The organism is Exiguobacterium sp. UBA1053, from assembly GCF_002316465.1.
In the GTDB taxonomy this organism is placed as follows: domain Bacteria; phylum Bacillota; class Bacilli; order Exiguobacteriales; family Exiguobacteriaceae; genus Exiguobacterium_A; species Exiguobacterium_A abrahamii.
The window spans coordinates 1-15,709 of record NZ_DCDO01000011.1 but is presented as its reverse complement, the minus strand read 5'-3'; the positions used below and the strand labels follow the sequence as shown (position 1 = coordinate 15,709).

At 47.8% G+C, this 15,709-nt stretch carries 20 protein-coding genes, 10 tRNA genes and 1 riboswitch; of the genes, 25 read left to right on the top strand and 5 right to left on the bottom strand.

Features of this window, described 5'->3' with window-relative positions:
- Positions 1-27: 27 nt before the first annotated feature.
- Positions 28-132: riboswitch (SAM riboswitch) on the bottom strand.
- A 69-nt stretch (positions 133-201) separates the two neighbouring features.
- Positions 202-1,215: a metal ABC transporter solute-binding protein, Zn/Mn family gene (locus B3G15_RS06990; RefSeq protein ID WP_290719380.1), complete on the bottom strand. Its 1,014-nt coding sequence runs from the start codon at positions 1,213-1,215 to the stop codon at positions 202-204.
- Positions 1,216-1,384: 169 nt separating this feature from the next.
- Between B3G15_RS06990 and B3G15_RS06985 the strand changes: the two genes are divergently transcribed.
- Together B3G15_RS06985 and B3G15_RS06980 are read left to right on the top strand one after the other, a co-directional pair.
- Positions 1,385-2,374 carry an alpha/beta hydrolase gene (locus B3G15_RS06985; protein WP_290719378.1) on the top strand — a complete coding sequence of 330 codons (990 nt, stop codon included), beginning with the start codon at positions 1,385-1,387 and terminating at the stop codon, positions 2,372-2,374.
- Positions 2,375-2,391: 17 nt separating this feature from the next.
- Positions 2,392-2,982, top strand: coding sequence for a histidine phosphatase family protein (locus tag B3G15_RS06980; RefSeq protein WP_064300648.1), 591 nt, complete (start codon positions 2,392-2,394; stop codon positions 2,980-2,982).
- Here B3G15_RS06980 and B3G15_RS06975 read toward each other — a convergent pair.
- Positions 2,979-3,470 (bottom strand): YwpF family protein, encoded by a 492-nt coding sequence (locus B3G15_RS06975; RefSeq protein WP_050678476.1) that lies wholly within the window; start codon positions 3,468-3,470, stop codon positions 2,979-2,981. The genes B3G15_RS06980 and B3G15_RS06975 overlap by 4 nt on opposite strands.
- A 142-nt stretch (positions 3,471-3,612) precedes the next feature.
- Here B3G15_RS06975 and B3G15_RS06970 point away from each other — a divergent pair, with 142 nt between their 5' ends.
- Positions 3,613-3,939 (top strand): hypothetical protein, encoded by a 327-nt coding sequence (locus tag B3G15_RS06970; protein ID WP_029342848.1) that lies wholly within the window; start codon positions 3,613-3,615, stop codon positions 3,937-3,939.
- A 50-nt stretch (positions 3,940-3,989) separates the two neighbouring features.
- On the opposite strand, the gene B3G15_RS06965 is transcribed toward B3G15_RS06970, so the two are convergent.
- On the bottom strand, positions 3,990-5,441 hold the full coding sequence (locus tag B3G15_RS06965; protein WP_029342847.1) for a nicotinate phosphoribosyltransferase: 1,452 nt from the start codon (positions 5,439-5,441) through the stop codon (positions 3,990-3,992).
- Between the two features lie 17 nt (positions 5,442-5,458).
- Positions 5,459-5,992, bottom strand: a complete 534-nt coding sequence (locus B3G15_RS06960) for a cysteine hydrolase family protein (RefSeq protein WP_064300647.1) — start codon at positions 5,990-5,992, stop codon at positions 5,459-5,461.
- Between the two features lie 163 nt (positions 5,993-6,155).
- Here B3G15_RS06960 and B3G15_RS06955 point away from each other — a divergent pair, with 163 nt between their 5' ends.
- The 3 genes from B3G15_RS06955 to B3G15_RS06945 are packed head-to-tail and all read left to right on the top strand — an operon-like array spanning position 6,156 to position 7,204.
- Positions 6,156-6,431, top strand: a complete 276-nt coding sequence (locus B3G15_RS06955) for a 4a-hydroxytetrahydrobiopterin dehydratase (protein WP_023469630.1) — start codon at positions 6,156-6,158, stop codon at positions 6,429-6,431.
- The gene (locus tag B3G15_RS06950) at positions 6,421-6,921 is read left to right on the top strand and encodes a hypothetical protein (RefSeq protein WP_023469629.1); all 501 of its coding nucleotides are present in this window, start codon (positions 6,421-6,423) and stop codon (positions 6,919-6,921) included. Before B3G15_RS06955 ends, B3G15_RS06950 begins: the two co-directional genes overlap by 11 nt.
- Before the next feature lie 19 nt (positions 6,922-6,940).
- Positions 6,941-7,204 (top strand): hypothetical protein, encoded by a 264-nt coding sequence (locus B3G15_RS06945; protein WP_290719371.1) that lies wholly within the window; start codon positions 6,941-6,943, stop codon positions 7,202-7,204.
- A 48-nt stretch (positions 7,205-7,252) separates the two neighbouring features.
- On the opposite strand, the gene B3G15_RS06940 is transcribed toward B3G15_RS06945, so the two are convergent.
- A complete protein-coding gene (locus B3G15_RS06940; protein ID WP_149427976.1) occupies positions 7,253-7,993 on the bottom strand; it encodes a rhomboid family intramembrane serine protease in 741 nt (246 codons plus the stop codon).
- Positions 7,994-8,061: 68 nt separating this feature from the next.
- On the opposite strand from B3G15_RS06940, the gene acpS reads away from it, so the two are divergent.
- The 19 genes from acpS (at position 8,062) to B3G15_RS06845 (ending at position 15,672) form a co-directional block, all read left to right on the top strand.
- Positions 8,062-8,442 carry a holo-ACP synthase gene (acpS, locus tag B3G15_RS06935; protein WP_050679019.1) on the top strand — a complete coding sequence of 127 codons (381 nt, stop codon included), beginning with the start codon at positions 8,062-8,064 and terminating at the stop codon, positions 8,440-8,442.
- Positions 8,420-9,493 carry an alanine racemase gene (alr, locus tag B3G15_RS06930; RefSeq protein ID WP_290719367.1) on the top strand — a complete coding sequence of 358 codons (1,074 nt, stop codon included), beginning with the start codon at positions 8,420-8,422 and terminating at the stop codon, positions 9,491-9,493. Before acpS ends, alr begins: the two co-directional genes overlap by 23 nt.
- A 139-nt stretch (positions 9,494-9,632) precedes the next feature.
- Complete coding sequence (locus B3G15_RS06925) at positions 9,633-9,857, top strand: hypothetical protein (RefSeq protein WP_023469624.1); 225 nt, start codon at positions 9,633-9,635, stop codon at positions 9,855-9,857.
- Positions 9,858-9,860: 3 nt separating this feature from the next.
- Positions 9,861-10,211 carry a type II toxin-antitoxin system PemK/MazF family toxin gene (locus tag B3G15_RS06920; protein ID WP_023469623.1) on the top strand — a complete coding sequence of 117 codons (351 nt, stop codon included), beginning with the start codon at positions 9,861-9,863 and terminating at the stop codon, positions 10,209-10,211.
- 194 nt (positions 10,212-10,405) lie between these two features.
- Positions 10,406-10,732: an STAS domain-containing protein gene (locus tag B3G15_RS06915; protein WP_023469622.1), complete on the top strand. Its 327-nt coding sequence runs from the start codon at positions 10,406-10,408 to the stop codon at positions 10,730-10,732.
- Positions 10,729-11,211, top strand: a complete 483-nt coding sequence (rsbW, locus tag B3G15_RS06910; protein ID WP_023469621.1) for an anti-sigma B factor RsbW — start codon at positions 10,729-10,731, stop codon at positions 11,209-11,211. Before B3G15_RS06915 ends, rsbW begins: the two co-directional genes overlap by 4 nt.
- On the top strand, positions 11,177-11,974 hold the full coding sequence (gene sigB, locus B3G15_RS06905; protein WP_023469620.1) for an RNA polymerase sigma factor SigB: 798 nt from the start codon (positions 11,177-11,179) through the stop codon (positions 11,972-11,974). Before rsbW ends, sigB begins: the two co-directional genes overlap by 35 nt.
- 63 nt (positions 11,975-12,037) lie before the next feature.
- Entirely contained in the window at positions 12,038-14,158 is a 2,121-nt protein-coding gene (locus B3G15_RS06900; protein WP_290719357.1) for a Tex family protein, read from the top strand.
- Complete coding sequence (locus B3G15_RS06895; RefSeq protein WP_195865960.1) at positions 14,155-14,595, top strand: SprT family protein; 441 nt, start codon at positions 14,155-14,157, stop codon at positions 14,593-14,595. The genes B3G15_RS06900 and B3G15_RS06895 overlap by 4 nt, the downstream gene beginning before the upstream one ends.
- A gap of 149 nt (positions 14,596-14,744) precedes the next feature.
- Positions 14,745-14,819: transfer RNA gene (locus B3G15_RS06890), tRNA-Asn, on the top strand.
- A 7-nt stretch (positions 14,820-14,826) separates the two neighbouring features.
- Positions 14,827-14,918: transfer RNA gene (locus tag B3G15_RS06885), tRNA-Ser, on the top strand.
- A gap of 49 nt (positions 14,919-14,967) precedes the next feature.
- Positions 14,968-15,042 (top strand) — tRNA-Glu (locus tag B3G15_RS06880).
- A gap of 3 nt (positions 15,043-15,045) precedes the next feature.
- Positions 15,046-15,121: transfer RNA gene (locus B3G15_RS06875), tRNA-Val, on the top strand.
- A gap of 36 nt (positions 15,122-15,157) precedes the next feature.
- Positions 15,158-15,233, top strand: a tRNA-Asp gene (locus B3G15_RS06870).
- 4 nt (positions 15,234-15,237) lie between these two features.
- Positions 15,238-15,309, top strand: a tRNA-Gln gene (locus B3G15_RS06865).
- A 7-nt stretch (positions 15,310-15,316) separates the two neighbouring features.
- Positions 15,317-15,392, top strand: a tRNA-Lys gene (locus B3G15_RS06860).
- Positions 15,393-15,409: 17 nt separating this feature from the next.
- A tRNA-Leu gene (locus tag B3G15_RS06855) sits at positions 15,410-15,496 on the top strand.
- A gap of 4 nt (positions 15,497-15,500) precedes the next feature.
- Positions 15,501-15,577, top strand: a tRNA-Arg gene (locus B3G15_RS06850).
- A gap of 18 nt (positions 15,578-15,595) precedes the next feature.
- Positions 15,596-15,672, top strand: a tRNA-Ile gene (locus B3G15_RS06845).
- Positions 15,673-15,709: the final 37 nt, after the last annotated feature.

Genomic DNA, 15,709 nt, shown 5'->3' with positions numbered 1-15,709 from the left:
GGAGGTCTTTATGAAATAAAGACGCTCTTCTTATCTCTCAAGCTTTCGCTTGCTGGATTTGGCACAGTACGAATCAAATCGTCCGCTGCCGAAACATCATTGGGCCAGTCCCTCCGTTTCTCGCGATAAAAAGAAGTCATTCAATTGTTGTAAAACACGTTTCTTACCGTACCGCATTGAGTAACGCGTGTCAACTGTACTTTACTGAAGTGCCTTTTTCAATGTTTGGACGTTTTCTTCCATCAACTTGAAATAAGAACTGTTTTGTTGCGCTTTCGTGACCGACTCTAGATTATGAATCGTCACGGATTCAGCTCCGATTTCTTTTTGGATGACACGTGCAACCTTAGGTGAGACTGTCTCTTCGAACGCGACGTATTTCAAATCATGCATCCGTGCTTCTTTCACTAAAGCGGCCAGTTGCTTTTGTGACGGTTCATCAGAAGGAGAAATTCCCGCGATCGGCAGTTGTGTGAAACCATATCGTTCTGCGAGGTAACCATAAGCGGCATGCGTAACGAGAAGCTCTTTTTTCGAACCATCAGCGACCGCTTGTTTGAACTCTTCATCGAGTGCGTCAGCTTGTTGATCGAACGCCTTTAAGTTTTTCTCGAATGTTGCTTTGTCTTTTGGTACTTCTTTTGATAGAGCAGTTGTAATCGAGCGTGCCATTGCTTTTGCGTTGACAGGGTCGAGCCAGACGTGTGGATCGTATTTTCCGTGGTCATGCCCCTCTTCTTCATGCGCATGTTCATCTGTTGCATGATCATCATGCCCTTCTTCTTCGTGGGCATGTTCGTCTTCTGTATGCCCTTCTTCTTCATGTGCATGAAGTGTAGCATCCGATTCTAGCAAGTTGACATCCTTACTCGTCTCGACGAAGCGGACATCCGTGCCTTTTAGACTCTCCTGGATTTTTTTCGAATACGGCTCGAGCGTCGTACCGGTTAAGAGGAATAAGTCGCCCTTGGCAATCTCAGTGAGTTGTTTTGACGTTGGCTCGTAAGAGTGGGGGTCTGCTCCAGGTGGGACGATCATCTTGACGTCGACTTGATCCCCACCGATTTCACGGGCAATAGCAGCCGTCGCGAACGTTGATGCATAGACTTCTGTCTGGGTTTTATCTGAAGTCGATGAATCGGTATTTGAACCGCAAGCAGCGAGGACACTTGCACTCGCGAAGGCGACCGTTAAAGCAGGAATGATTTTTTTCATTATATGATACCTCCATTATTAAAACGTAACTATTCCGATTTGGACTTTCTCACTATAGCGGAACGCTGATGAAGCGTCAAGTAGGAATACCGAGACGTTCGACATCTTTTAAAACGGGGTAAAAGGATAATAAAGTGAAGAAACTGGTACGTCTTTTGGAGGTGATCAAGTGAAACGTGAAACTGCATGGCTAATGGGGGGAGCTGCGTTATTGACGACGGCAGCAGCGGGAGCGAGTATCTGGAACAATTATGGTGCATTGCTTCGATGGACCGAACCCGCCTTGCCACTCACAGAAAAACAACTGGCACCGCGGACGCTTACCTACAAACAGGTGGGAGACCGCATCTTACAGCTCGATCTCTATTATCCACCGGGTGAGGGACCGTTTCCAGTTGCCATCTACGCACACGGTGGTGCATTTGTTCGTGGAGAGCGCGATGACATATTCTGCTTTAGTCCAATCGTCGACCGTCTGCTTGAACTCGGAGTTGCCGTCTGTAGTATTGATTATCGTTTGTTCGAAGAGGGCAGTTATTTTCCGGATAACCTCGAAGATGTACGGGATGCGTTATGTTTTTTGAACAAGGAAGCGGAGGATCTTCGCATTTTAAGAGGTCGGATGATGGTGTGGGGAGACTCAGCCGGAGCTGCACTCATGCTGACGACGGCACTTGCCCCATCTGCTTTCGTTGGTGAGCGTGATGAGCGCCACATGCCATTGATCAGTGGTGTGATCGCTTTATATCCACCGACGAACTTTTTGTTGTTTAATTTCATTCAGACTTGGATTGCCCACATTAAGTTCTACAAGGGGGGACGAGAAGAATGGCGCAAGCTGATGACGCACGTCTCACCCGTCACACATTTATCGTCGGATGCCCCGCCCATCATGCTCTTGCACGGTAAAAAAGATCCAATCGTCCCGTTTTCTCAAGCTTTGCATTTTGTTGAGAAGGGAGCGGATGTCGGAGCCGATGTTCGTTTGTTCTCCTTTCCGAATGGCACCCACTCACTTGCCAGTTTCGCTCAGACGGAAAATCCGTTAAAGATTGAGCGATTGCTTGAACGAATTGAACGTTTCACCTGTCAGGTGCTACTGTTGGCACCGCGACAACTTCCGAATGGAAAACATGATACAATCAGTCATATTTCTTAAATGAGGGAGACAGAGACATGACTGAAATTTGTTTAGTGCGGCATGGTCAGACGGATTGGAACTTAAACGAACGGATTCAAGGAAGAGAAGATATTCCGTTAAATGCAACAGGAAGAAGACAAGCGGAACTCAGCGCCGCTTATCTATCGAATGAAGAGTGGGATGTCTTGTTAGCAAGTCCCTTGTCGCGTGCCGTTGAGACAGCGGAAATCATCGGTCGTGCTGTTGGTTTAACGATCACAGCGACAGACGAGCGACTTGTCGAACGCGAATTCGGAGCCGCTTCCGGTGAACCGGTCGCAGCGATTTACGAAGCCGTTCAAGCGAACGATACGACACTTGTACCAGGTCTTGAAACGGAACAAGCCATCCAGGACCGCGTGTTCGAGGCGCTACAGGAAGTGACACGCATGTATGAGGGGAAACGAATTCTAATCGTCTGTCACTCGCATACGATCAAGGCAGCCTTATCATCGATTGATGAGACGTTCAGTTACCGGACACCTTTGAAAAACGCGTGTGCGAATTATATCCAGCATACGGATCACTATACGATTGACCGAATCAACGTAGCGGATCACATCACGGATGAGGTCGAAAAACCTTAAGAAACGGGTGCGTTCGGATGCTCTGTCAAATATTGCTTGAATGTTTCTTTAGCGATGCTTGTGATATGGGCGCCACGTTTCGAACGACGATCCTTATACTCTTGAACGAGTTCTTCGCCAGCGAATCCATCTTCGACGACTTCGCGTAAAATCGATTCAGATAAATCATTTTTCATCATGACCATCTTACCCGTGAAGACATACGAGACGTTTTCGCTTAAGACAGTCCGTTCGAGAGGCGTGACGATCATCGCGGCAGGGTCATTATCAGGTCGTGAGATCGTGATTTCAATCAAAGCACGTAAATGTTTTGTGAACAATTCATCGACGATCGGCTGATCCGTTGGAGGAACGACGATTTCTGCAACCCACTGTGCCGTCTGTTCGGTACTGACCGTTAATCCGTCCTGAATGGCGACGGGAATCGTCGTATCACGTCCTGACTCATCCATTAAAATGCGTAATGTGCATAACTTAAAGGTTTTCATGAAAAAATGCCCTCCCTTGATCGCTTACGATTTTCCTACAGTATACCGTGAGGAATGTAAGACGGGAAACTTTTCCTGACGAAATTCGTATGAACTATGTTTAAATAAGACTAGATACTACTAAACAGGAGGATCGTTCATTATGCCGCAAGTACTCATTGGAATATTAGGAATCCTGGGTATCGTTCTACTTGCCCACCATATCATCATGTATTGGCATGCTGAACCGACAGACCGCCCGACGCTTGCATATCGCATTGCGCTCCTGATTGCCTGTTTGCTACTCATTAGTGGAAGTGATCATTTAATCAGTATTTTCTACGCGGATTCCTTAGCTGAATTCGGTCAACGCATCACGTATATCGTCTTCATCGGAGGTGCACTTGGCTTCGCATGGTACTTTCGTAAGAAGATGGAACAAGCGCCAACAGAAATGACACCTGTCGGAAACGAAGCAGGATTAACATGAGAAAAAGCGCCGTTCATCCCGATGGAGGAAGAACGGCGCTTTTTGGCGTCTTATTTTAACCCACTTGCCAGTCGAGTATCCCGAATCATGTCGAGTTTGAGCTTCCAGAGACGATCGCTGAATGTGACAGCATAAATCTCTGGTAAACGTAGCCGTTTGTACTCTTCCCAAAGACGACCGATCTGTGTTTCGTGGAAGTGGCGACTTTCTTCGATCGTTGGGACCGTATAGACCAGTTCTCCATCTTTGAAGATTGGTTCAAGTAACCGCTCGACCTTGAACTGTTCGATGCGATTTCGGAACGATGGGTCCCGGACGTCGATGAGATCGACAGCTTCAAGTGTCGACGGATCTTCGTCCATCAACGTCACGTAATCGCCTTTGAACTTATCCGTCACCGGATCAATGATGCGATAGACTTCTTTGATGTGAGGTGTCGTCGTCTTGGCTTTTGACGAGGATACTTTGATGACGGGTGCGAGCTCGCCATCTACTTCACGCGCGACCAGTTTATAAACCATCCCAAGAGCCGGTTGTTCGTAAGCTGTAATACCACGTGTTCCGACGAGGAATGTATTGGCTTGGGCACCTTGGATGCGTAAGTCCTGAATGACGTACTCATCGAGGTCCCCTGACAAGACGATGTCGACTTCCGGGAAGCCAGCTTCGTCAAGCATGTTACGGGCACGTTTTGACAAGTAAGATAAGTCGCCAGAATCGATCCGGATGCCACGCAGTTTATGCCCTTTGGCTTGGAGCTCCTTCGCAACCGTGATCGCATTCGGAAGACCACTCTTGAGCGTATCGTACGTATCGACGAGTAATGTCGCCTGATCCGGATAATGAGAAGCGAATGTCCGGAATGCCGTCAATTCGTCATCGTGGAATTGAATGTCAGCATGTTCCATCGTTCCACCACACGGAATGCCGAAGTCGCGTCCTGCTGAAGCAAGGCTTGTGACGTCAAAACCAGCCAGGTACGAAGCACGCGTTCCGAAGTAAGCGGCATCGATGCCTTGCGCGCGACGGGCACCAGCTTCGAGGAACTTCGCACGGGGAGCCGATTGACGAATACGTGCGTACTTCGTCGCGATGAGCGATTCGTGGTTCGCGATGTTCAGAATCGCGGTCTGTAAGAGCTTCGCTTCAAAGATGCGTGCCTCGATCCGAATCAGTGGTTCGTTCGGGAAGACGATTTCGCCTTCTTTGACACTTGAGATCGAGCCATTGAACTTGAACTGACGCAGTTCATCCTTGAACTCATCCGGGAAGCCAATCATCTCTTGCAAGTACGTGATATCTTCTTCCGTGAAACGGAGTGTTTGAATATACTCGATGATATTTTCGAGACCCGCAAAGACGACATAGCCTCCTGCGAACGGATTCGAACGGTAGTAAACATCAAAGACGGCACGTTCATTATGACGTCCTTCTTTCCAATAGATATACATCCACCGTGGTAAGTACAGATCGGTATGGAGTGCAAGATTACGTTGTAACATGACGGACAGATCCCTTCTTATTCGCCGACGACTTCTGCGCCGATCGATTGTTTAAAATGTGTAAGCGCCCACTCGTGACCAGTCGCGTTAAAGCTTGCGACCGCATCGGCATGGACGACGATACGATACCCGAGATTGTAGGCATCGACAGCTGTATGAAGGACACAAATGTCCGTACAGACACCGACGAGGTGGACTTCGCGGATACCGCGTTCACGCAAGCGTAAATCAAGGTCCGTCCCGGCGAACGCACTATAACGCGTCTTGTCGATAACGTGATCGGCGACCCGTGCCATGGCTGCGACTTTCCCGAATAGATCACGTCCATGTGTTCCGCGGATATTATGTGGCGGGAAGAGGACGGTTTCCGGGTGGAATGTATCGCCTTCTTCGTGAATATCGTTGGCGATGACGACGTAGTCTTCCGTTGAAAACTCCTCCATCAACGTAGCAATTCGATCTTCAATCGCTTGTCCTGGTTTTCCACAAGTCAGCTTTCCTTCGTCAGCAACGAAATCGATCGTGTAATCAATGACAATCAGAGCGCGCATATGCGTAAGCCCCTTTCCGATTTTGAATTAGTGTTCTCTTTCACATTGTACTCTATCTCACACAGAAGGCAAAAGGAAGAAATCGGATACAAACAGGTATAGAGAAGTAAAAGAATGGGGTATAAGGTATAGGACGAAAATGATAGTAGAGGAGGAGAAAGGGATGGCTAGGTTGAATGAGTATGAAGTGGAAGAGCGTCTTGAGCGGTTGCAGGATTGGAGTGTCGTGGATGATGAAATCGTCCGGACTTATACACTTGCATCGTTTCCTGCGGCACTGGATTTCGTACAGGAAGTCGGAAGTATCGCTGAAAACTTGAATCATCATCCACGAATCGTGATCGACTATAAAAACGTCACACTTGCAGCGACGACTCATGATGAAAACGGATTGACGGAAAAAGACTTTCAACTTGCGGAGGCCTGTGATGCCATCTAAACTTTCGATTACATTCGGTAGCGGTTCGTTCGTTGAACAAATTCGTTCCCGTGATGCTCATATTCGTGTCGCTAGCGGAAGCGGCGATGCCATCCTCTGGATGGAGACGGACTCGAAATCACCTTTTCAAAGTGGCAATACCTATACGTTGCTCGAATCACGTGGCAATTTTTCGGACGAAGGCAGTCTCTTCTACTGGTCGATTCCGGCAGATCAAAATAGCGGGGATCTATTCGTACATCAAGTGATGTCGAATCCGAAAGTCATCGGAGCAGAATATGGTGGCTTCCAGGCATTTCGGATTGGACGTGTCGAGAAGGGAACGGATCTTGCCTTATTGATTCAGTTCCAAGAGACAGGGGACGGAGCTCGTTATGCAAAATCAGTTGAACGTCTTACGGTAGACCAGTATGCTGAAGAGGCAGGGAAGTCGTTCGCGCCTTCTCCCGTCATGAAACGGTATCAAATCGTACCACCAACAAATGAGTGAGATGCAGGGGGACTAACAGATGAAGAAGAACTATTTTGTCGTAGCAACACTCGGTGGCGCACTCGTCGGCGCTACTTTATCACTACTGCATAAAGATACGCGCCAAGCGCAGTTCGCAGCAGTGAAACGGACATTCGGCGGTGCAGGAACACAATTGTCTGCTGTCAAACAAGATCCAAAAGGGCGCTTTGAAGAACTAAAAGCACTCTATACGGATAATCAGGAGACAATCCATAATCTGATTGACGACGTGAAGGACTTAGCAGAAGTACTTCGCAAATAAGCAAAAAAAGGACTCACGCGTGTAGCGGAGTCCTTTTTGTATGCTGGTTTACAAGTAACGGAAGAATAATCCGAGTACGGCAAACGCGATGATGATATAGAAGAAAATCCGACCAAGTTGACCAGAACCGCTTACGAAGACAGGTCCACCGCTCGAACGACGACCGGTTTGGAACGGACGTGTGAATGGGACGGCACGATTACCAAAGACGAATCCAAAGAGGAATCCGAGGACGAAACCGTACAAGTGACCAAAGACAGCAACGTTCGATCCGAGCAACGTAAAGACTGCCGTGACCGCAGTAAAGATATACACAAGACGTGTATCATCTGCCATGATGACCGTCCGCTTGAATCGACTCAAGTAGACATAAAAACCAAGCAAACCAAGAATGGCACCCGATGCTCCAGCTTGACCATAAAACGGTTCGTTGATTTTCGTGAAGTACGTCAAGATGTTCGCGAGCGTACCAACGAGCAAGTAAAAGGCTGCAAATCGACCATGACCGATCATCCGCTCAAGCGGTGGAGCGAAGATGACGAGAGCAAACGTATTGAACGCAATGTGCCAAAAATCGTAGTGCAAGAACGTTGCTGTGACGACACGCCACCATTCACCTTGTTCAATTAAGAGATTGATGGATGCCCCTGCATTTAGAGGAGAGAATGTCAGATTAAGGAGTGGGCCCAACTGTTCGATGACAAACAGGGCAACTTGGATTAAAATGAACAACGAAACGACCGGATAAGAACGTGTGAACGTTTGTAGGTTTTCCGTTCGACTAAACATGACAACACCTCGCTTCATCTTCATTCTATATGAAGATGGCGAAGAATAGAACTGTGGAGGCGTCTCAGATGATTTATGGAATTGGAATCGATTTGGTCGAACTGAATCGAATCGAGCAAACGCTCGAGCGACAGCCACGTTTTGCTGGGAGAATCTTAACCCAGGCAGAGCAGGAACGATTTCAATCGCTCTCGGGACATCGTCGCATCGAGTATCTCGCTGGACGTTTCGCCGCAAAGGAAGCGTTCGTCAAAGCATTCGGAACTGGCGTCGGAAAAGAAGTCTCTTGGCAAGACGTTGAAGTCTTAAACGATGAGACAGGGCGACCGATCATGAGTGGACCATTCGATGGCGTCATCCACGTCTCGATCACACATTCTGAACATTATGCATCTGCGCAAGTCTTATTAGAGAAGAGGGAATGGGATGTACCGACCAACTTGGATTGAAATCGATCGGGAAGCGATCGCACATAATATACGCGAAATCAAAACACGGATGGGCGAGCAACAGGTGATGGCGGTCGTCAAAGCGGACGGCTATGGTCACGGGGCAGTGACAGTCGCTGAGATCGCTCTTGAGAACGGAGCCGACTTACTCGCTGTCGCACTCCTTGAAGAAGCGATTGAGTTACGCGAAGCGGGCATCCAAGCACCGATTCTGATGCTTGAAGCCTTACTACCAGAACATGCACCAGTCGCTTCGAATTACGATGTCGCCGTTCCTGTCTTTTCAGCTGATTGGCTTCAGGAAGCGAAATGTCATTTGACGGAAATCGATCATCTCCGCTTGCATATTAAGATCGATACGGGAATGGGACGACTCGGACTACAACATGTTGATGAGTTGAAGCGAATTCTTGCTGAGTGCGATGATGATCTCGTCGAACTCGAAGGCATCTATACGCATTTCGCGACTGCTGATGAGCTGAACAGTCGGTTGTTCGAACGCCAGCTCGAGACGTTTTTATCGTATGTCGCACTAGTACCGGATATCCGTTACGTCCACTGTGCCAATTCGGCGGCAGCGATTCGCTTAGCAGGTCAAGCACCGTTTAACGTCGTTCGAGTCGGTATTGCATTATATGGAGCGATGCCGTCGGATGAGATGGCAGGTCACTATGAATTTCTAAAACCAGCGTTTTCACTGAAAAGTCGTCTGATGCAGGTCAAACAAGTCGAGCCGGGTCAAACGATTAGTTACGGAGCGACCTATACCGCGCCGACGGATGAATGGATCGGTACCGTTCCGATCGGTTACGCGGATGGCTGGTCACGCAAGTTCCAAGGCTATTCGTTGATCGTAGACGGTCTACCGTGCGAAATCGTCGGTCGTGTCTGCATGGATCGGCTCATGATTCGTTTACCGCGGGAATATCCAATTGGAACAGAAGTCATCTTGATTGGAGAAGGGGCACCGATCGAGGAAGCGGCCCATTGGCTCGGGACGATCAACTATGAAGTTCTCTGTCAATTCTCGAAGCGTGTTCCGCGTCAATGATTCGTACAAGACATCAATAAGATGGCAAAAATATGTTATTTGTTTGAATTTTGATTGTATTTTCTGAATTCGACTGATATATTGAAGTAGAAAGTGAGTCGTTCGTTAAGGTTTCAGTGAATCTGGAGGTGCCATTATCTTGGTCCAACAACGGGAAATGCAGTTTGTTGAGCGAAATGTAGCGAAGGAGACGATTGGGATGAAGTCGAACCATACGACCGAAGAACGCAAGCGTCAGCTACGTGAGGAATTGAAGCGTGGTTACGAAGAAATGGCAGCAATCAATTTATCGATCGTTGGCGAAATGTTCCAGATTGAAACGGAGGCGGAGTTCTCACTCCTACGTCAAGTAAGCGGGGTGTAAGCTTTGATAGTCAAACGTGGCGACGTGTTTTATGCAAATTTGTCACCTGTGGTCGGATCGGAACAAGGGGGAGTTCGTCCCGTGCTTGTTCTACAAAATGATATTGGTAACCGATTCAGCCCGACAGTCATCGTGGCTGCGATCACGGCACAGATCGACAAAGCCAAACTACCGACCCATGTGGAAGTATATCGAGAGCGACACGGATTAGAACGTGATTCGGTCATCTTACTTGAGCAAATCCGGACAATTGATAAACGCCGTCTAACGGATAAAGTCACACATCTAGATCCAGACACGATGATGAAGGTAAATAGTGCCGTCGCAATCAGCTTAGGCTTGGTTGATTTTTAGGCACTTACATAGAAGCGCAACACAAGAAGAGTCGATACTAGCGTATGCGACTTTTTTTGACCTCTTTTTTTATAAAATAGGTTTTAAAGTTTTCTTTATGGGGAAACATACCCAAGTGACCTTTTTATAAAGGGATGAGGTAGGATGAATAGCAAGACCACATAGACAGATTTTCCTTGAGGAGGAACTTGAAGATGGATTTAACAATTAAAACAGAGCAGCTTGACGGTCAGACGCATCTTTATATCGCAGGTGAGATTGATACGTATACAGCACCAAAGCTTCGCCAAGAACTAGTTCCGGCAGTTGAGACAAACGATGTCGTCGTCCATTTGGATGAAGTCCACTACATGGATTCGACAGGTCTCGGCGTGTTCGTCGGAGCACTCAAAGCAGCGAAAAAGAACGGTACATCGTTCACGCTCGTCGGTGTTTCTGAACGCATCCGTCGTCTATTCGAAATCACAGGTCTTTCAAGCATCATTACAATCGATAGTGGTGTAAGAGGTGGAACGCAATGAAGAACGAACAACTAAACATGACATTACCGGCAAAACCGGAATATGTAGCCATTGCCCGTTTGACGGTTTCAGGCGTCGCGAACCGGATGGGATACACGTATGATGACATCGAAGATATCAAGATCGCTGTCTCAGAAGCTTGTGCGAACGCTGTTCAACATGCGTACGAAGGAAAAGAAGATGGTAGCATCGCCTTGACATGTAACGTCTATCCGGATGATCGTCTTGAGATTGTCGTCAAGGATAACGGCATTACGTTCGATAAAGATGAGGTCAAACGCCAAAGTGAACCGATTACGGATGCACACGATCTCGATTCCTTGCATGAAGGAGGACTCGGTATCTTGATGATCGAAGCATTGATGGATCAAGTAACGATCGAGAAAGCGAACGGCGTCACTGTCCATATGACAAAATATATGAATAGAGATGAGGTGGGTCAAAGTGCCAGCAAAGTCTCAACAACGCCATCACAGTGATGATGAAGTACTTCGACTGATTGATTTGTATCAGCAGGACGACCAAGATGAGGAAGTGCATGCGGCATTACTCGAGCGTTATTCAGACTTGGTAGAAGCTTTGGCCCGAAAGTTCTCGCGTGGTCGACCGATTCATGACGATCTTGTTCAGGTCGGCATGATTGGGTTGCTTGCAGCGCTTCGTCGCTTCGATAAGGAATTCGGTCGCAGTTTTGAGTCGTTTGCTGTTCCGACAATCATCGGTGAAATCAAACGTTTCATCCGCGATAAGACATGGAGCGTCCATGTTCCACGTCGCATCAAGGAACTCGGACCGAAAATCAAGAAAGCAGTGGAAGAATTGACGACGGAGTTGCAACGCTCTCCGCGTATCGATGAGATTGCTGCGCGTCTTGAAGTATCGGAAGAGGAAGTTCTCGAAACACTTGAAATGGGTAAAAGCTATCAAGCATTATCCGTCGATAGTTCGATTGAGGCAGATCAGGAAGGTAGTACCGTTACGTTACTCGACCTCGTCGGGAATCAAGAAAACGGATACGACTCCGTCGATCAACGTCTGATTCTTGAAAAGGCATTTGCTGTCTTAACGGACCGCGAGCGTTCGATTCTCGAATGTGCCTACTACCGCAATATGAGTCAAAAAGAAACGGGCGAACTACTCGGCATTTCACAAATGCACGTTTCCCGTCTTCAACGACGCGCTTTGCAGAAGTTGCGTGAAGCGATCAAAGTTGAACCAAATGAAGTATTCTCAAAAGACTGACCTCGTGTCAGTCTTTTTTCTTTTCCATGCGTTCTTCGGTATAATGAATGAGAGGTGAAGCAGATGGAAAAGAGAATCGCAAGTGAATTGAATGTACGTCCTGCGCAAGTGAAGGCAGTCTTACAATTGACGGAAGAAGGCGGTACAATTCCGTTCATCGCCCGCTACCGAAAAGAACAGACAGGTGAACTCGATGAGGTCGCGATCAAAGCGATTCTCGATCGACATAAACAATTAACGCAACTTGAAAGCAGGCGGAGCGACGTCCTTGAAAAGATTGAGGAACAAGGTGCATTGACGCCGGAACTTCGTCGAACACTTGAAGAAGCGACGACGTTACAGCAAGTCGAAGATATCTACTTACCATTTCGACCAAAACGTCGGACGAAAGCGGAAATCGCACGGGAAGCAGGGCTTGCACCACTTGCCGACTGGTTCCGCGACAAGTCTGCTTATGATGAAGCGACATTCCATCGCTTGAGCAATGGGCTGGATCCGGAAGAAGCGCTGACCGGGGCACAATCGATCATTGCCGAGGAGTGGGGCGAACAAGCGACGGTGCGTGAGTTCATTCGTAAGCAAATGCGCCGTTCAGCAGAAATCGTTACGAAACAGAAAAAGGATGCAGTCGATGAAAAAGGCGTCTTTGCACAGTATTATGCCTACAGTGAACGGATTCAACAGATCGTTCCGCACCGGATTCTTGCGATTAACCGTGCGGAAGCATTGAAAATCGTCTCTGTGAAAGTCGTGTTAGAGGAACAGCAGGTTTTACCAACATTGCTTCGTTCATACGCACAACTGGCGCCAAAGAAACGCGATATCGTCGAAGCGGCGATCACGACGGGCTATAAAAAATCCGTCTTCCCTGCCATCGAACGAGAAATTCGCAATGAACTGACGGAAAAGGCAGAGCTCCAAGCAATCGACGTCTTTGGTAAGAACCTCCGCCAACTCTACATGCAGCCACCGATGAAAGGGAAAGTCATGTTGGGACTGGATCCGGCTTACCGGACAGGATGTAAGTGGGCAGTCATCGATCCGACAGGTGAAATGAAAGAAGTCGGCGTCATCTACGTGACGATGTCAGAACAAAAAGCGAAAGAAGCACGTCAAACTCTTTCGCAACTCGTCGATACATATGGAATCGAGTTGATTGCGATTGGCAATGGTACAGCTTCACGGGAAACAGAAGCATTCGTTGCGGACTGGATGCAGGGGCAAAAAGATATCGCCTTTACGATCGTCGACGAGGCAGGGGCAAGTATTTATTCTGCTTCAGAGATTGCCCGGACGGAGTTTCCAGAGCTTCAAGTCGAACAACGATCCGCGATTTCGATTGCGCGTCGCCTGCAGGACCCACTGGCTGAACTCGTCAAAGTCGACCCGCAGTCTGTCGGAGTCGGTCAATATCAACATGATGTCTCGCAAACGAAACTGAAGGAGACACTTGATTTCGTCGTCGAGACGGTCGTCAACCAAGTCGGAGTTGATGTTAATACAGCTTCAGAACCGCTTTTGAGTTATGTCGCAGGAATCACGAAGGCGACAGCGAAAAAAATCGTCGAACGTCGCTCGGGACTTGGGACGTTCAAGACGCGTCAGGAATTATTAAAAGTTCCTCGTCTTGGTGCAAAGGCATATGAGCAGGCTGCAGGATTCTTGCGAATTCTAGAAGGTACGCATCCGCTCGACCGGACGCCGATTCATCCAGAGCAGTACAAAACAGTCGAGAAGTTGTTCAAGACATTAGGCTTAACACTTGATCAAGTTGGAACGGATGCGGTGCGGGAACAATTGTCTACATTGTCATTACCGGAGATGGCACAGACGCTCGAGATCGGAGAACCGACACTACGTGATATCATCGAAGCGTTACAACGTCCGGGTCGTGATCCACGGGAAGCGCTCGATAAACCGTTGCTTCGCCAAGATGTTCTATCGATGGATATGATCCAAGTCGGGATGGAGTTCCAAGGGACGGTCCGGAATGTTCTTGATTTTGGTGCGTTCGTTGATATCGGAGTGAAAGAGAATGGCTTGATTCATATCTCGAAGCTTAGTCGTAAGCGTGTCAAACATCCACTTGATGTCGTCGCTGTCGGGGATATCGTGACGGTATGGGTGACAAATGTTGAACCAGAGCGGGGACGCATTGGTTTGACACTGGTTCCGCCGAAATGACGAATGAACAATTACAACGATACGTCGAGCAACTTTCGCTCGACGTATTTTCCTTACCGTTTCGACATGAAGCTTATTTTAATCCACGACTGAAGACGACAGGTGGTCGCTACTTCTTAGGCGATCATCATTTAGACTTCAATAAACGATATATCGATGACATGAAAGTCTTCCGCGGAATCGTGATTCATGAACTGTGTCACTATCATTTACATCTAGCAGGAATGGGACACCGTCATCAAGATCAAGACTTCAAGGAATGGTTAGAGCGCTATGGTGGGCTTCGATACAGTCCCAGAAGACAAGAAGACGAAAAAAAATCCTATCTTTATGAATGTGAGAAATGCAGCACATTATATAGAAGGAAAAGACGCATGAATACGGAAAGATATCGATGTGGTCGATGTCGTGGAAAGATTTTTTACAAAAGTAGTTGACGTTCATTTCGGAGCATGATAAATTATAGAAGTCGTCAAAACGACAGCAACTAAACAACTTATCGTCGCTAAAAACTTTTTTAAAAAAGCATTGACGGAAAGAAAAAAAGTTGCTACTATATAAAAGTGTTCCGAACAGAACGTAACGTTCCGCAATAGCTCAGCGGTAGAGCAACCGGCTGTTAACCGGTAGGTCGTAGGTTCAAATCCTACTTGCGGAGCCATTCTTTTGGAGATGTACCCAAGTGGCTATAAGGGGCGCCCCTGCTAAGGGTGTAGGCCGGGAAACTGGTGCGAGGGTTCGAATCCCTCCATCTCCGCCAGACCTCTTATGTGAAAATGTTTCTTGAGAATAATTATTAATTACGATATGGCCCGTTGGTCAAGCGGTTAAGACACCGCCCTTTCACGGCGGTAACACGGGTTCGAATCCCGTACGGGTCACCATATGGAGGATTAGCTCAGCTGGGAGAGCACCTGCCTTACAAGCAGGGGGTCGGCGGTTCGATCCCGTCATCCTCCACCATTTCTTTTTAAAGAGTTGTTTACAACTTCAAATTGCGGTCCTGTGGTGTAGCGGTTAACATGCCTGCCTGTCACGCAGGAGATCGCGGGTTCGAATCCCGTCAGGACCGCCATTTTTGGGCTGTAGCCAAGTGGTAAGGCACTGGATTTTGATTCCAGCACGCGAAGGTTCGATCCCTTCCAGCCCAGTTTTTATGTGTCATTAGCTCAGTTGGTAGAGCATCTGACTTTTAATCAGAGGGTCGCAGGTTCGAATCCTGCATGACACACCATTTTTAATTTCATATTTGCGGTCGTGGCGGAATCGGTAGACGCGCTAGGTTGAGGGCCTAGTGGTGGCAACATCGTGGAGGTTCAAGTCCTCTCGACCGCACCATATCGCACCCTTAGCTCAGCTGGATAGAGTACTTGACTACGAATCAAGGGGTCGGGAGTTCGAATCTCTCAGGGTGCACCATATTTTGTTTGCTTTGACGGGCCTATAGCTCAGCTGGTTAGAGCGCACGCCTGATAAGCGTGAGGTCGGTGGTTCGAGTCCACTTAGGCCCACCATTTTCAAAACAAACAATGACGAACTTTGAAAACTGAA

Coding starts and splice junctions, on each gene's coding strand:
- B3G15_RS06990 (WP_290719380.1), bottom strand. CDS start 1,215: ATGAAAAAAATCATTCCTGCTTTAACGGTCGCCTTCGCGAGTGCAAGT.
- B3G15_RS06980 (WP_064300648.1), top strand. CDS start 2,392: ATGACTGAAATTTGTTTAGTGCGGCATGGTCAGACGGATTGGAACTTA.
- B3G15_RS06975 (WP_050678476.1), bottom strand. CDS start 3,470: ATGAAAACCTTTAAGTTATGCACATTACGCATTTTAATGGATGAGTCA.
- B3G15_RS06970 (WP_029342848.1), top strand. CDS start 3,613: ATGCCGCAAGTACTCATTGGAATATTAGGAATCCTGGGTATCGTTCTA.
- B3G15_RS06965 (WP_029342847.1), bottom strand. CDS start 5,441: ATGTTACAACGTAATCTTGCACTCCATACCGATCTGTACTTACCACGG.
- B3G15_RS06960 (WP_064300647.1), bottom strand. CDS start 5,992: ATGCGCGCTCTGATTGTCATTGATTACACGATCGATTTCGTTGCTGAC.
- B3G15_RS06955 (WP_023469630.1), top strand. CDS start 6,156: ATGGCTAGGTTGAATGAGTATGAAGTGGAAGAGCGTCTTGAGCGGTTG.
- B3G15_RS06950 (WP_023469629.1), top strand. CDS start 6,421: ATGCCATCTAAACTTTCGATTACATTCGGTAGCGGTTCGTTCGTTGAA.
- B3G15_RS06945 (WP_290719371.1), top strand. CDS start 6,941: ATGAAGAAGAACTATTTTGTCGTAGCAACACTCGGTGGCGCACTCGTC.
- B3G15_RS06940 (WP_149427976.1), bottom strand. CDS start 7,993: ATGTTTAGTCGAACGGAAAACCTACAAACGTTCACACGTTCTTATCCG.
- acpS (WP_050679019.1), top strand. CDS start 8,062: ATGATTTATGGAATTGGAATCGATTTGGTCGAACTGAATCGAATCGAG.
- alr (WP_290719367.1), top strand. CDS start 8,420: ATGTACCGACCAACTTGGATTGAAATCGATCGGGAAGCGATCGCACAT.
- B3G15_RS06915 (WP_023469622.1), top strand. CDS start 10,406: ATGGATTTAACAATTAAAACAGAGCAGCTTGACGGTCAGACGCATCTT.
- rsbW (WP_023469621.1), top strand. CDS start 10,729: ATGAAGAACGAACAACTAAACATGACATTACCGGCAAAACCGGAATAT.
- B3G15_RS06900 (WP_290719357.1), top strand. CDS start 12,038: ATGGAAAAGAGAATCGCAAGTGAATTGAATGTACGTCCTGCGCAAGTG.
- B3G15_RS06895 (WP_195865960.1), top strand. CDS start 14,155: ATGACGAATGAACAATTACAACGATACGTCGAGCAACTTTCGCTCGAC.